The 13408-nt window shown below is 65.8% G+C and carries 14 protein-coding genes; all 14 read right to left on the reverse strand.

Annotated elements, in window-relative coordinates:
* Positions 1-84 precede the first annotated feature (84 nt).
* The 14 genes from ureC to AC07PQ_RS14620 all read right to left on the reverse strand — a co-directional run bounded on the left by ureC (position 85) and on the right by AC07PQ_RS14620 (position 13408).
* Complete coding sequence (gene ureC / locus AC07PQ_RS14555; protein WP_284172003.1) at positions 85-1785, reverse strand: urease subunit alpha; 1701 nt, start codon at positions 1783-1785, stop codon at positions 85-87.
* Between the two features lie 141 nt (positions 1786-1926).
* Positions 1927-2235, reverse strand: coding sequence for an urease subunit beta (locus AC07PQ_RS14560; protein WP_007927269.1), 309 nt, complete (start codon positions 2233-2235; stop codon positions 1927-1929).
* Positions 2232-2765 (reverse strand): GNAT family N-acetyltransferase, encoded by a 534-nt coding sequence (locus AC07PQ_RS14565; protein WP_087089953.1) that lies wholly within the window; start codon positions 2763-2765, stop codon positions 2232-2234. Before AC07PQ_RS14565 ends, AC07PQ_RS14560 begins: the two co-directional genes overlap by 4 nt.
* 6 nt (positions 2766-2771) lie before the next feature.
* Positions 2772-3305, reverse strand: coding sequence for a GNAT family N-acetyltransferase (locus tag AC07PQ_RS14570; RefSeq protein ID WP_493185760.1), 534 nt, complete (start codon positions 3303-3305; stop codon positions 2772-2774).
* Positions 3306-3313: 8 nt separating this feature from the next.
* Positions 3314-3616, reverse strand: a complete 303-nt coding sequence (ureA, locus tag AC07PQ_RS14575) for an urease subunit gamma (RefSeq protein ID WP_007927275.1) — start codon at positions 3614-3616, stop codon at positions 3314-3316.
* Between the two features lie 64 nt (positions 3617-3680).
* Positions 3681-4532, reverse strand: coding sequence for an urease accessory protein UreD (locus AC07PQ_RS14580; protein WP_007932915.1), 852 nt, complete (start codon positions 4530-4532; stop codon positions 3681-3683).
* 42 nt (positions 4533-4574) lie between these two features.
* On the reverse strand, positions 4575-5273 hold the full coding sequence (gene urtE / locus AC07PQ_RS14585) for an urea ABC transporter ATP-binding subunit UrtE (protein WP_007932913.1): 699 nt from the start codon (positions 5271-5273) through the stop codon (positions 4575-4577).
* Between the two features lie 154 nt (positions 5274-5427).
* Positions 5428-6288: an urea ABC transporter ATP-binding protein UrtD gene (gene urtD, locus AC07PQ_RS14590; protein WP_007932912.1), complete on the reverse strand. Its 861-nt coding sequence runs from the start codon at positions 6286-6288 to the stop codon at positions 5428-5430.
* Positions 6285-7364: an urea ABC transporter permease subunit UrtC gene (urtC, locus tag AC07PQ_RS14595; protein WP_062823804.1), complete on the reverse strand. Its 1080-nt coding sequence runs from the start codon at positions 7362-7364 to the stop codon at positions 6285-6287. Before urtC ends, urtD begins: the two co-directional genes overlap by 4 nt.
* Positions 7364-8866, reverse strand: coding sequence for an urea ABC transporter permease subunit UrtB (urtB, locus tag AC07PQ_RS14600; RefSeq protein ID WP_037036347.1), 1503 nt, complete (start codon positions 8864-8866; stop codon positions 7364-7366). The genes urtC and urtB overlap by 1 nt, the downstream gene beginning before the upstream one ends.
* A gap of 175 nt (positions 8867-9041) precedes the next feature.
* Positions 9042-10307, reverse strand: coding sequence for an urea ABC transporter substrate-binding protein (gene urtA / locus AC07PQ_RS14605; RefSeq protein WP_007930955.1), 1266 nt, complete (start codon positions 10305-10307; stop codon positions 9042-9044).
* Between the two features lie 343 nt (positions 10308-10650).
* Complete coding sequence (locus AC07PQ_RS14610; RefSeq protein ID WP_493185761.1) at positions 10651-11661, reverse strand: FecCD family ABC transporter permease; 1011 nt, start codon at positions 11659-11661, stop codon at positions 10651-10653.
* Positions 11658-12623: an ABC transporter substrate-binding protein gene (locus AC07PQ_RS14615; RefSeq protein WP_493185762.1), complete on the reverse strand. Its 966-nt coding sequence runs from the start codon at positions 12621-12623 to the stop codon at positions 11658-11660. The genes AC07PQ_RS14610 and AC07PQ_RS14615 overlap by 4 nt, the downstream gene beginning before the upstream one ends.
* Positions 12620-13408: an ABC transporter ATP-binding protein gene (locus AC07PQ_RS14620; RefSeq protein WP_493185763.1), complete on the reverse strand. Its 789-nt coding sequence runs from the start codon at positions 13406-13408 to the stop codon at positions 12620-12622. The genes AC07PQ_RS14615 and AC07PQ_RS14620 overlap by 4 nt, the downstream gene beginning before the upstream one ends.

Below are 13408 nucleotides of genomic sequence, written 5' to 3' on the forward strand. Positions count from 1 at the left end.
CACGGTAAGACGTCCGGCTTTGCTGACCGTTGGGCGGCCCGGATGGGCGCCCGTTGGATCCAGGTTTCTAGAACAGCCAGCTTTCTAGAACAGGAAGTAGCGCTGCGCCATCGGCAACACGTCCACCGGTTCGCACCAGAGCAGCACGCCGTCGGCCTTGACTTGATAGGTCTGCGGGTCGACCTCGATATCCGGCAGGTAGTCGTTGTGGATCAGGTCGCTCTTTTGCACGTCGCGGCAGCCCTTGACCACCGCGATCTGCTTTTTCAGCCCCAATTGTTGCGGCACCCCGGCCGCCAGCGCGGCCTGGCTGATAAAGGTCAGGCTGGTGGCGTGCCGGCTGCCGCCGTAGCTTGCGAACATCGGCCGGTAATGCACGGGTTGCGGGGTCGGGATCGAGGCGTTGGCATCGCCCATCAGGCTGGCGGCGATGGCCCCGCCCTTGAGGATCAATGTCGGCTTGACCCCGAAGAACGCCGGACGCCAGAGCACCAGGTCGGCCCATTTGCCGATTTCGATGGAGCCCACTTCGTGGCTGATGCCGTGGGTGATCGCCGGGTTGATCGTGTATTTGGCGATGTAGCGCTTGACCCGGAAGTTGCTGTTGCCGGCGCCGTCGCCCGGCAGCGGGCCGCGCTGGCGGTGCATCTTGTCGGCGGTCTGCCAGGTGCGGGTGATGACCTCGCCGACCCGGCCCATGGCCTGGCTGTCGGAGCTGATCATCGAGAAGGCGCCCAGGTCGTGGAGGATGTCTTCGGCGGCGATGGTCTCGCGGCGGATGCGGCTTTCGGCGAAGGCCACGTCCTCGGCGATGCTCGGGTCGAGGTGGTGGCAGACCATCAACATGTCCAGGTGTTCGTCGATGGTGTTGCGGGTGAACGGCCGGGTCGGGTTGGTCGAGCTCGGCAGCACGTTGGGCAAACCGCAGGCCTTGATGATGTCCGGGGCATGGCCGCCGCCGGCGCCTTCGGTGTGATAGGTGTGGATGGTGCGGCCCTTGAACGCGCCGAGGGTGGTTTCGACGAAGCCCGATTCGTTGAGGGTGTCGGTGTGGATCGCCACCTGCACGTCGTACTGGTCGGCGACGCTCAGGCAGTTGTCGATGCTGGCCGGGGTGGTGCCCCAATCCTCGTGGAGCTTGAGGCCGATGGCTCCGGCCTTGACCTGTTCGATCAAGGGTTCCGGCAGGCTGGCATTGCCCTTGCCGGTGAAGCCGATGTTCATCGGGAACGCGTCCGCCGCCTGGAGCATGCGCGCCATGTGCCACGGCCCCGAGGTGCAGGTGGTGGCGTTGGTGCCGGTGGCCGGCCCGGTGCCGCCGCCGATCATGGTGGTGACGCCGCTCATCAGCGCCTCTTCGATCTGCTGCGGGCAGATGAAGTGGATATGGGTGTCGATGCCGCCGGCGGTGAGGATCATGCCCTCGCCGGCGATGACTTCGGTGCTGGCGCCGACGGCGATGGTCACGTCGGGCTGGATGTCCGGGTTGCCGGCCTTGCCGATGGCGGCAATGCGCCCGTCCTTGAGGCCAACGTCGGCCTTGACGATGCCCCAGTGATCGATGATCAGCGCGTTGGTGATCAGGGTATCGACCACCTCGGCCGCCAGCAGTTGGCCCTGGCCCATGCCGTCACGGATCACCTTGCCGCCGCCGAACTTCACTTCTTCGCCGTAGGTGGTGAAGTCCTTCTCGACTTCGATCCACAGCTCGGTGTCGGCCAGGCGCACCTTGTCACCGACGGTGGGGCCGAACATGTCGGCGTAGGCTTGGCGGGAAATCTTCATTGCACCTTCCTAAGAATTGAGTCGGGCACCTGTAGCCGCTGCCGAAGGCTGCGCTAAGGGCCGAAGGACCTTCGTTCGCTTTGAAATGCAGGGGCCGCTTCGCAGCCATCGCAGCCTGCGGCAGCGGCTACCGGGATTGCATCAGTCCAGGTCACCCATGATCCGCCCGGCAAACCCGAACACCCGGCGATGCCCGGCCAGGTCCACCAGTTCCACCTCGCGGGTCTGCCCCGGCTCGAAGCGCACGGCGGTGCCGGCCGGGATGTTCAGGCGCATGCCACGGCTGGCGGCGCGGTCGAAGGCCAGGGCGTCGTTGGTTTCGAAAAAGTGATAGTGCGAGCCCACCTGGATCGGCCGGTCGCCGCTGTTGGCGACGCTCAGGCTGAGGGTGCGGCGGCCGGCGTTGAGTTCGATGTCGCCGGGCTGGATCTGGTATTGGCCTGGAATCATACGGGTTGCCCCAGAGTCTTGAAGTAAATGGCGGTCGGGCTGTAGGTGCCGTCCGGGCTTTGGCAGTAGTTCGGCAGTTCGCCGACGCGGGTGTAGCCCTGGGCGCTGTAGAAGGCTTCGGCGTCCGAGCCGGCTTCGGTGTCCAGGTACAGCAGGCCGCGCTTGTGCTGGCGCGCCGCCTGTTCCACGGCGTGCATCAACTGCTGGCCCAGGCCACGGCGGCGGGCGTCGTGGCGCACCTGCAGCTTTTGTACCTCGGCGCGATTGAGGCCGTTGGGCTTCTGGCACAGCGCCAGTTGCACGCTGGCCAGGACCCGCTCGTCCTGAACCACCACCCACAGCAGCAGGCTGCCGTCGGTCACGCTGGCCTGGACGCTGTTGACGTAGGCGCGGGCCTGTTCCTCGTCGAGGTCGGCCATGAAACCGACCGAGGCGCCGTGGCCCACGGCGTCGAACAACAGATCAATCAACCCCTGGCGATAGTGGGCAAAGCTCTCCGCATGGACTCGACGCAGTTGGGCGGCGTTCATCGGGTATCACTCCTTGTGGACGGTGGGCGGTGGCGCCCCCGGATCGAGGGTCAGCTGCATGAACGTCAGGTCCAGCCAGCGCCCGAACTTGGTGCCCACTTGCGGCATCTGTCCGGTGGTGACGAAGCCCAGGCGTTCATGCAGGCGGATCGAGGCGGCATTGCCGCTTTCGATGGCCGCGACCATCACGTGTTTGTCGCAGGCCCCGGCGCGTTCGATCAGCGCTTGCATCAGGCGCGGGCCGAGGCCGTTGCCGCGCTGGTCGTTGCGGATATACACCGAGTGCTCGACGGTATGGCGGAAGCCGTCGAAGGGCCGCCAGTCGCCGAACGAGGCATAACCGAGCACGCTTTCGTCGGCGCCGACCGCCACCAGGATCGGATAACCCTGGGCCTGGCGGGCGCTGAACCAGGCCTGGCGATTGCCCAGGTCCACGGCCTGTTCGTTCCAGATCGCCGTGGTGTTGAGTACGGCGTCGTTATAGATATCGCGGATCGCCGGCAGGTCAGCATGCACGGCATCGCAGATGGAGTACGTCATGGGCGGCCTCAGGCGATCGGTTGGTGGACGGTGACCAGCTTGGTGCCGTCGGGGAAAGTCGCTTCCACCTGGATTTCCGGAATCATCTCCGGGATGCCTTCCATTACTTGTTCGCGGGTCAGCAGGGTGGTGCCGTAGTGCATCAGCTCGGCCACGGTCTGGCCGTCGCGGGCGCCTTCGAGCAGCGCCGCGGATATATAGGCCATGGCTTCCGGGTAATTGAGCTTCACGCCACGGGCCAGGCGCCGTTCGGCCACCAGGCCGGCGGTGAAGATCAGCAGTTTGTCTTTTTCGCGTGGGGTCAGGTCCATCGTTCAAAATCCGTTGTTGAGCCGTTGAAAGAGGGCATGGCGCGATGCATCCGTAGCCGCTGTGTCATGTGTTCCAGATCCTCGGCGGCAGCGCCTCGCGCCCCAACAGGGCCGGGCGCAACAGGCGCCACAGGTCGATCAGCCAGGCGCGGGCCAGCAACGCTTCGCTGGCCAGGCAGCGGGCCACCAGCAGGCCGGGCAGTTGCGTCAGGTCGCCGCGTACTGACCGATGTTCGGAGTGGTGCAGCGAACGGCAACGCTCCAGCAGCTGGCTGTCGATTTCGCCGGTGGCCAACAGGGTGGCGAAGACCGGCTGGCCGTCCAGGCCGATCGGTGAGTCGAGCAAGCCGTCGCCGCCGACAATGCGCTGGCGTTCGTGCCACAGCAACTGGCCGTCGCGGCGGATGTCCAGGTGCGACTGGAAATGCCCGAGGTCGAAGCGCTCGTCGCTGGCCGGGCGACCGAGGGCCACCACGTCCCAGTAGAACAGCCGGGCGTCGCCGTGCAGCTCGATACGGGTGCTCAGTTCGGCCTGGGCGGCGCTGAACACGATGGTTTCCTGGGGCAGCCATTCCAGGGTGGCGCCGGCGGCGACGTTCAATTCCAGGGTCTGATAGGCGGGCCCGTTGGCGCGATACCACTTGGCGGCGCCGGGGCTGGTCAGTTGCACCCAGGCATCGCGGTCGACGCTGGCGCGGATCTGCAGGCGGTCGCCGCCGGCAATCCCGCCGGGCGGATGCACGATGATGTGCTGGCAGACCTCGGGGCCTTCGGCGTACAGGTGTTTCTGCACCCGCAGCGGGCCCTTGTGTCGGCGCTGCACCGGGCGCGTGCTGTCGCCAAAGCGGGCGTAGCCGAGTTCCAGCTCGGCAGGCCAGCTGGGGGTGAACAAGGCGGTGTGGGCTGGCAGGTTCATGGTTCGTGCTTAATGTCTGGACGTTACAGGCTAGATCGTAACTTAGATGGTAACCAGGCCGCGTACACCCTCGGCTTGCATATTTTCACCGCGGCCCTGCTGGACGATTTCGCCCCGGGACATCACCAGATACTGGTCGGCCAGTTCGGCGGCGAAGTCGTAGAACTGCTCCACCAACAGGATCGCCATGTCGCCGCGTGCCGCGAGTTTCTTGATCACCGCGCCGATTTCCTTGATCACCGATGGCTGGATGCCCTCGGTGGGCTCGTCGAGGATCAACAGCCGCGGCCGGCTGGCCAGGGCCCGGCCGATGGCCAGCTGCTGTTGCTGGCCGCCGGACAGGTCGCCGCCGCGCCGCTGTTTCATTTGCAGCAGCACCGGGAACAGCTCGTAGATGAAGGCCGGCACTTCCTTGGCCTCTTTCGCGCCAAAACGGGAAAGCCCCATCAACAGGTTTTCTTCCACGGTCAGGCGACCGAAGATCTCCCGGCCCTGGGGCACGTAGGCGATGCCGGCATGCACCCGTTGATGGGGCTTGTAGGCGGTGATGGCCTGGCCTTCCCAGTTCACCGTGCCTTCCTTGGCCGGCAGCAGGCCCATCAGGCATTTGAGCAGGGTGGTCTTGCCCACCCCGTTGCGCCCGAGCAGGCAGGTGACTTCACCGACCTTCGCCTCGAAGCTCAGGCCGCGCAGGATGTGGCTACCGCCGTAGTACTGGTGCAGCTTGTCGACTTGCAGCATTTCCGGTTCCTTCTGGCTTGCGCCGATCGCTGTAGCCGCTGCCGAAGGCTGCGATCGGCCTCGAAGAGGACGTGCTCTTGGGGCCCTCGGAAGGTCCTGCGGACCTTATCGCAGCCTGCGGCAGCGGCTACAGGATCATGTGGCGTTCGAGGGATCAGCGGCCGAGATAGACCTCGATCACCCGTTCGTTTTCCTGCACCTGTTCCAGCGACCCTTCGGCCAGCACGCTGCCCTGGTGCAGCACGGTGACGTGGTCGGCGATTGAGCCGACGAAGCCCATGTCGTGCTCCACCACCATCAGCGAATGCTTGCCCGCCAGGCGCTTGAACAGCTCGGCGGTGAACTCGGTCTCGGCATCGGTCATGCCCGCCACCGGCTCGTCGAGCAGCAGCAACTGCGGGTCCTGCATCAGCAGCATGCCGATTTCCAGGAACTGCTTCTGGCCGTGGGACAGCAGGCCGGCCTGGCGTTCCACCGAGGCGGTCAGGCGAATGGTTTCCAGCACTTCGTCGATGCGGTCTTTCTGCTCGCCGGAGAGTTTCGCCCGCAGGCTGGCCCACACCGACTTGTCGGTGTTCTGCGCCAGCTCCAGGTTTTCGAACACGCTCAGGGCTTCGAACACCGTGGGTTTCTGGAACTTGCGGCCGATGCCGGCCTGGGCGATCTGCACCTCGCTCATCTGCGTCAGGTCCAGGGTTTCGCCGAACCAGGCCTTGCCGTGGGTGGGCCGGGTCTTGCCGGTGATCACGTCCATCAGGGTGGTCTTGCCCGCGCCGTTGGGGCCGATGATGCAACGCAGCTCGCCGACGCCGATGTACAGGTTCAGGTCGTTGAGCGCCTTGAAACCATCGAAGCTGACGCTGATGTCTTCCAGGGTCAGGATGGTGCCGTGGCGGGTGTTCAGGCCCTTGCCGGCGGCCTGGCCGAGGCCGATGGCGTCGCGGCTGGCGCCTGCATCCTTGTTGGCATCGAGGATAGGTTCGAGCATGAATTCGGCCGTCGGTGTGATTCTCATGATTCGCCCCTTTTCTTCAGCAAGCCGATGATGCCTTTGGGCAAATACAGGGTGACGATGATGAAGAGCGCCCCAAGGAAGAACAGCCAGTATTCCGGGAAGGCCACGGTGAACCAGCTCTTCATGCCGTTGACCACGCCGGCGCCGAGCAGTGGGCCGATCAGCGTGCCGCGACCGCCCAGGGCGACCCACACGGCAGCCTCGATGGAGTTGGTCGGCGACATTTCGCTGGGGTTGATGATGCCCACTTGCGGTACGTACAAGGCCCCCGCCAGGCCGCACAGCACCGCGCTCAGCACCCAGACGAACAGCTTGAAGCCGCGTGGGTCGTAGCCGCAGAACATCAGGCGGTTTTCCGCGTCCCGCAGCGCGGTCAGCACCCGGCCGAACTTGCTCCGGGCCAGGCGCCAGCCGATATACAGGCTGGCCACCAGCAACAGCACGGTGGCCAGGAACAGCACTGCGCGGGTCCCAGGCTCGGTGATGCCGAAGCCGAGGATGGTGCGGAAGTTGGTGAAGCCGTTGTTGCCGCCAAACCCGGTCTCGTTGCGAAAGAACAGGAGCATGCCGGCGAAGGTCAGGGCCTGGGTCATGATCGAGAAATACACGCCCTTGATCCGCGAGCGGAAGGCGAAGAAACCGAACACCAGCGCCAGCAAGCCCGGCGCCAGCACCACCAGGCACAGGGCCCAGAGGAAGCTGCCGGTGCCGCTCCAGTACCACGGCAGCTCGGTCCACGAGAGGAAGGTCATGAACGCCGGCAGGCTGTCCCCTGCGGCCTGGCGCATCAGGTACATGCCCATGGCGTAGCCGCCGAGGGCGAAGAACAGGCCATGGCCCAGGGACAGCAGCCCGGCATAACCCCAGACCAGGTCCAGGGCCAGGGCGACGATGGCGTAACAGAGGATCTTGCCCACCAGGGTCAGGGTGTAGGCCGAGACGTGCAGCGGGTTGTCCGGCGCCAGCAGCGAGAGCAGCGGCAGGGCCAGCAGCACCGCCAGGATCAGCGCGCCGACGGCGACCGAGACCTTGGGCCCGGCCTTTTGTGTAGCGGTAACCAATAGAGGCTGATTCATCAGTCGATCACCCGTCCTTTCAATGCGAAGAGGCCTTGCGGACGTTTCTGGATAAACAGAATGATCAGCGCGAGGATCAGGATCTTGCCGAGCACGGCGCCGATCTGGGGTTCGAGAATCTTGTTGGCTACCCCCAGGCCGAACGCGGCGAACACGCTACCGGCCAGCTGGCCGACGCCGCCGAGCACCACCACCAGGAACGAGTCGATGATGTAGCTCTGGCCCAGGTCCGGGCCGACGTTGCCGATCTGGCTCAGGGCCACGCCACCGAGGCCGGCGATGCCGGAGCCGAGGCCGAAGGCGAGCATGTCCACCCGTCCTGTCGGTACGCCGCAGCAGGCGGCCATGTTGCGGTTCTGGGTGACCGCGCGCACGTTCAGGCCCAGGCGGGTCTTGTTCAGCAGCAGCCAAGTGAGTACGACGACAAACAGCGCGAAGGCGATGATCACGATGCGGTTGTAGGGCAGCACCAGGTTGGGCAGCACCTGGATCCCGCCGGACAGCCAGGCCGGGTTCGACACCTCGACGTTCTGCGCGCCGAATACCAGGCGCACCAGCTGGATCAGCATCAGGCTGATGCCCCAGGTGGCGAGCAGGGTTTCCAGCGGCCGGCCGTAGAGATGGCGGATCACCGTGCGTTCCAGGGCCATGCCGATGCCGGCGGTGACAAAGAACGCCACCGGCAGGGCGATCAGCGGGTAGAACTCGATGGCCTGCGGGGCGTAGCGTTGGAACAGTAACTGCACCATGTAGGTGGAGTAGGCGCCGAGCATCAGCATCTCGCCGTGGGCCATGTTGATCACCCCGAGCAGGCCGAAGGTGATCGCCAGGCCCAGGGCCGCCAGCAGCAGGATCGAGCCCAGGGACATGCCGCTGAAGGCCTGGCCGAGCACTTCGCCCACCAGCAGTTTGCGCTTGACCTGGGCCAGGCTGGTTTCGGCGGCGGTGCGCACCCCGGCATCGGCTTCCACGCCGGGTTCGAGCAGGCCTTCGAGGCGGGTGCGGGCCAGCGGGTCGCCGGTTTCACCCAGCAGACGCACCGCGGCCAGGCGCACGGCCGGGTCGCCGTCCACCAGTTGCAGGTTGGCCAGGGCCAGGCTCAGGGCGTCGTGTACGCCCTGGTCCTGTTCGGCCGCCAGGCTGGCATCGAGGAATTTCAGCTGCGCCGGCTTGGCGCTTTTCTGCAACTGCTGCGCGGCGGCCAGGCGGACTTTTGCGTCGGCGGCGAGCAGTTGATGGCTGGCCATGGCGGTGTCGATCAGACCCCGCAGGCGATTGTTCAGGCGCAAGGTCTTGGCTTGGCCATCGACGGTCAGCTGGCCTTGCTGCAAGGCACCGAGCAGTTCGAGGCGCGCCGGGTCGGGCTGCGCGGCCCAGCTTTCCAGCAGCCTGGCCTGTTGCGTGGCGTTGGCCGCGACGAAGTCTTCGGCGTCGCCGGCCCTGGCGGCCAATGGCAGCAACAGCAGGCAGGCGAGAATGAAACGGTAGAGGGCAGTGGGCATATCAATGGCCTTGCGCGGAGCGTGGGTCTGTAGCCGCTGCCGCAGGCTGCGATCGGCCTCGCAGAGGACGTGCTCTTGAGGGCCTCGAAGGTCCTGCGGACCTTATCGCAGCCTGCGGCAGCGGCTACAGAGGTTGTGCCGGACGCGGGAGCGGCGGCCGGCATCCATCCGTTGCTTAGTTGCTCTTCACCGCGTAGTCCGGCTTCTTGTCGTTGCCCGGGATGAACGGGCTCCACGGTTGGGCGCGGATCGGGCCTTCGGTCTGCCAGACCACGTTGAACTGACCGTCCGGCTGGATCTCGCCGATCATCACCGGCTTGTGCAGGTGGTGGTTGGTCTTGTCCATGGTCAGGGTGTAGCCCGACGGCGCGGCGAAGGTCTGGCCGGCCAGGGCTTCGCGGACCTTGTCGACGTCGGTGGACTTGGCTTTCTCCACCGCCTGGGCCCACATGTGGATGCCGACGTAGGTGGCTTCCATCGGGTCGTTGGTCACGGCTTTATCCGCGCCCGGCAGCTTCTTGGCCTTGGCGTAGGCTTTCCAGTCGGCGACGAACTTTTGGTTCACCGGGTTCTCCACGGACTCGAAGTAGTTCCAGGCCGCGAGGTTGCCCACCAGTGGCTTGGTGTCGATGCCGCGCAGTTCTTCCTCGCCCACGGAGAAGGCCACCACCGGTACGTCGGTGGCTTTCAGGCCCTGGTTGGCCAGCTCTTTGTAGAACGGCACGTTGGAATCGCCGTTGACCGTGGAGATGACCGCGGTCTTGCCGCCGGCGGAGAACTTCTTGATGTTGGCGACGATGGTCTGGTAGTCGCTGTGGCCGAACGGGGTGTAGACCTCTTCGATGTCCTTGTCGGCCACGCCCTTGGAATGCAGGAACGAGCGCAGGATCTTGTTGGTGGTGCGCGGGTAGACATAGTCGGTGCCGAGCAGGAAGAAGCGCTTGGCACTGCCGCCGTCTTCGCTCATCAGGTATTCCACCGCCGGGATCGCCTGCTGGTTAGGCGCCGCGCCGGTGTAGAACACGTTCGGCGACATCTCTTCGCCTTCGTATTGCACCGGGTAGAACAGCAGGCCGTTGAGCTCCTCGAACACCGGCAGCACCGACTTGCGCGACACCGAGGTCCAGCAGCCGAACACCACGGCGACCTTGTCCTGGGTCAGCAGCTGGCGGCCTTTCTCGGCGAACAGCGGCCAGTTCGACGCCGGGTCGACCACCACCGCCTCGAGCTGCTTGCCGTTGACACCGCCCTTGGCGTTGATCTCGTCAATGGTCATCAGCGCCATGTCCTTGAGCGAGGTTTCGGAGATCGCCATGGTCCCCGACAGCGAATGCAGGATGCCGACCTTGATGGTCTCGGCGGCCTGGACGGTCCAGGTCATGCCCATCGCGGCAATGCTTGCCGTGAGTGTGAAAGCCTTGATCAAGCTGCGACGCTTCATTGTGCGATCTCCATGAACTTATGAGTTTTCTTGGTTGGCAGATGCGGACTACTGAAGGGCTGTTTTGCAAGGGGTGTGCCTAGTCGGCACAGGGCATGAAAACGTCGCTTTCATGGCGTGGAGGGGAGGGCTGGCGCACCAATGCGGGGCCGCCAGGCGTCTTTGGTGCGCACGAATGCGCCGCGCTGGTGCCAGTGATGACCTGTAGCCGCTGCCGCAGGCTGCGATCGCGACCGAAGGGCGCGCACGGCTTCAAGATCGCCGAAGGCCTTCGGCCTTATCGCAGCCTGCGGCAGCGGCTACAGGGCATCGTTGGCCAAACCGTGCCTACGGGTTTGGGGTTTTAGCGGCGGCGCATCAGGCCGATGAAAAACAGCCCGCCAATGGCCGCCGTGGCCACGCCAATGGGCAGGTCCTCGGGGGCGATCAGGGTGCGGGCGGCGACATCGACCCAGACCAGGAACACGCTGCCCAGCAGCACGCACACCGGCAACAGCCGCCGATGCTCGGCGCCGACCAGACGCCGGGCAATGTGCGGCACCATCAGCCCGACGAAGCCGATGGAGCCGCTGATGGACACCAGCACCCCGGTCATCAAGGACGCGATCAGGAACACCCGCAGCCGCACGTTGCGGGCATTCAGGCCGAGGGTCACCGCGGTCTGCTCGCCCGCCATCAGCGCGTTCAACGGCCGTGCCATGCCCAGCAGCAGGACCAGCCCGAGCAGCACGCTGGCCGCCGGCACCGCGAGCAGTTCCCAGCGCGCCAGGCCCAGCCCGCCGAGCATCCAGAACATCACCGCCGAGCTGGCGCGATGGTCGCCCATGAACAGCAGCAGGTTGGCCACCGCCATCATCACGAAGGACACCGCCACCCCGCACAGCAGCAGGCGGTCGCTGTCGAGCCGGCCGTGGCGCGCGGCGATGCCGAGCACCAGCAGCATGCTCGCCAACGCGCCGATAAAGGCGGCGATGGGCAGGGTCAGCAGGCCGACGATTTCACCCACATGCAGCACCACGATCACCGCGCCCAGGGTGGCGCCGGAGGTCACGCCGAGCAGGTGCGGGTCGGCCAGCGGATTGCGCGTCACTGCTTGCAGCACCGCGCCGATCAAGGCCAGCCCGGCGCCGACCAGGGCCCCGAGCAACATGCGCGGCACGCGGATCAGCCAGACGATATGTTCCTGCCCGGCGCTCCAGTCCGCCTCGCCCAGGCCGAGGGTCTTGTGCAGCAGGATGCGCCAGACCACATCCACCGGCACCCGCGCCGAGCCGAAGCCCAGGGACAGCACGCAGGACGCCAGCAGCAACGCGCCGAGGGCAGTCAGCAAAAAGGCATAACGACGATCGATCATGCGCCGTGGAAACCCTTGGCCAGGGTTTGCACCGCTTCGACGTTATCGATGCCCGGCGTGGCCTGCACGTAAGGGATCACGATGAAGCGCTGGTTACGGATCGCATCCACCGATTGCAGGGCCTTGTTGTTGAGCAGGAACTGCTGTTTCTGCTCGGCAGTGACTTCGCTGTAGTCGACGATCACGATCACCTGCGGGTTGCGTTCGACCACGGTTTCCCAGTTGACCCGGGTCCAGCTGGCCTCGACATCGTCGAGGATGTTGCGTCCGCCGGCGGCGTCGATCAGCGCCTGGGGCATGCCCAGGCGGCCGGAGGTCATGGCGCGGTCTTCGCCGCTGTCGTAGAGGAACACCCGCGGTTTTTCCGTGGGCAGGTCCTGCTGGATCGCGGCGACCTGCTGCTGCATGCCGGCGATCAACTGGTTGGCGCGGTCCTGCACGTCGAAGATCCGTCCCAGGTTGCGCAGGTCGTTGTAGGTGTCGTCGAGGCTGGCGGCCGGGCGCTTCATCACGAAGGCGCAGGACTCGGTCAGCTCCAGCACATTGATGCCCAGCGGCGTCAGGGTCTGTGGAGTCAGGTCGCCGCCGACGCGCATGCCGTAGTCCCAGCCGGCGAAGAAGAAATCGACATTGGCGTCGAGCAGGGTTTCCACCGACGGGTACTTGGCCGCCAGCTCCGGCAGGCCGTCGAGGATGGCCTGCATCTCGGGCGTCACCGCCTTCCAGCCGCTGATGCCGCTGTAGCCGACCATGTGCGACTTGAGGCCCAGGGCGAGCATCATCTGGGTCATGTTGATGTCGTGGCTCAGGGCGTGCTTCGGTGCTTCCTTGAAGGTCACCTCGCGGTTGCAACTGTGGACGGTCAGCGGGTAACGGGTGGCTTCGGCGCAGGCCTGGCTGGCGAGCAGCGACAGGGCCAGGCCGGCAGGGATCAGGCGGTTGAGGGAGACGCGCGGGGTCATGGTTGGGTTATCCAAGTGATTCGTGGGTAGCCGGACAGCGGGTGTCGGTCGACCAGGGCGTCGACGCCGAACACCTCGCGCAGCAGCGTGACCGTCAGCACTTGCTCGGGCGTGCCGCTGGCGACGATGCGTCCGTGGTCGATCACATACAGGCGATCGCAGAAGGCGGCGGCCAGGTTCAGGTCGTGGATGCTGGCGAGGGTGCCGATGCCCAGGCGCTTGACCCGTTGCAGCAGCTCCAGCTGGTAGCGCGGGTCGAGGTGGTTGGTCGGCTCGTCGAGGATCAGCAGTTGCGGTTGCTGGGCCAGGGCGCGGGCCAGGATCACCCGCTGCTTTTCCCCGCCGGACAAGGTGGCGAAGGCATGCGCCTCAAAACCCAGCAGGCCCACCGACTCCAGCGCCTGGCGGGCGATGGCGTGGTCGGCGGCGCTGTCGCCGTCGAACAGGCCCTTGTGCGGCGTGCGGCCCATGGCGACCACTTCTGCGACGGTCAGGCCGAAGGCATCGGGGAACTCCTGCAACACCACGGCGATGCGTTGCGCGCACCAGCGCGGTGTCTGCTTCCAGACGTTGTAGTGATCGAGCCGGACTTCGCCCTGGTCCGGCCGGCTGAAGCGATAGCTGCAGCGCAGCAGGCTGGTCTTGCCGCTGCCGTTGGGTCCGATCAGCCCGACGAACTCCCCCGGCGCCACGCGCAGGCTGGCCTCACGCAGCTGGAACTGGTGATGACAGTGGCCCTGGCCCAGGGGTGTCCAGGCCAGGTTGGTGAGGTTCAGCGAGGTCAT

This window comes from Pseudomonas sp. GW821-FHT09E12 (assembly GCF_059416085.1).

What these genes read in the sequence shown, in the direction of transcription:
- ureC (WP_284172003.1), bottom strand. Translation starts at nt 1,785, where the DNA reads ATGAAGATTTCCCGCCAAGCCTACGCCGACATGTTCGGCCCCACCGTC.
- AC07PQ_RS14565 (WP_087089953.1), bottom strand. Translation starts at nt 2,765, where the DNA reads ATGAACGCCGCCCAACTGCGTCGAGTCCATGCGGAGAGCTTTGCCCAC.
- urtA (WP_007930955.1), bottom strand. Translation starts at nt 10,307, where the DNA reads ATGAAGCGTCGCAGCTTGATCAAGGCTTTCACACTCACGGCAAGCATT.
- AC07PQ_RS14620 (WP_493185763.1), bottom strand. Translation starts at nt 13,408, where the DNA reads ATGACCTCGCTGAACCTCACCAACCTGGCCTGGACACCCCTGGGCCAG.
- urtE (WP_007932913.1), bottom strand. Translation starts at nt 5,273, where the DNA reads ATGCTGCAAGTCGACAAGCTGCACCAGTACTACGGCGGTAGCCACATC.
- urtB (WP_037036347.1), bottom strand. Translation starts at nt 8,866, where the DNA reads ATGCCCACTGCCCTCTACCGTTTCATTCTCGCCTGCCTGCTGTTGCTG.
- AC07PQ_RS14570 (WP_493185760.1), bottom strand. Translation starts at nt 3,305, where the DNA reads ATGACGTACTCCATCTGCGATGCCGTGCATGCTGACCTGCCGGCGATC.
- urtD (WP_007932912.1), bottom strand. Translation starts at nt 6,288, where the DNA reads ATGAGAATCACACCGACGGCCGAATTCATGCTCGAACCTATCCTCGAT.
- AC07PQ_RS14560 (WP_007927269.1), bottom strand. Translation starts at nt 2,235, where the DNA reads ATGATTCCAGGCCAATACCAGATCCAGCCCGGCGACATCGAACTCAAC.
- urtC (WP_062823804.1), bottom strand. Translation starts at nt 7,364, where the DNA reads ATGAATCAGCCTCTATTGGTTACCGCTACACAAAAGGCCGGGCCCAAG.
- AC07PQ_RS14610 (WP_493185761.1), bottom strand. Translation starts at nt 11,661, where the DNA reads ATGATCGATCGTCGTTATGCCTTTTTGCTGACTGCCCTCGGCGCGTTG.
- ureA (WP_007927275.1), bottom strand. Translation starts at nt 3,616, where the DNA reads ATGGACCTGACCCCACGCGAAAAAGACAAACTGCTGATCTTCACCGCC.
- AC07PQ_RS14615 (WP_493185762.1), bottom strand. Translation starts at nt 12,623, where the DNA reads ATGACCCCGCGCGTCTCCCTCAACCGCCTGATCCCTGCCGGCCTGGCC.
- AC07PQ_RS14580 (WP_007932915.1), bottom strand. Translation starts at nt 4,532, where the DNA reads ATGAACCTGCCAGCCCACACCGCCTTGTTCACCCCCAGCTGGCCTGCC.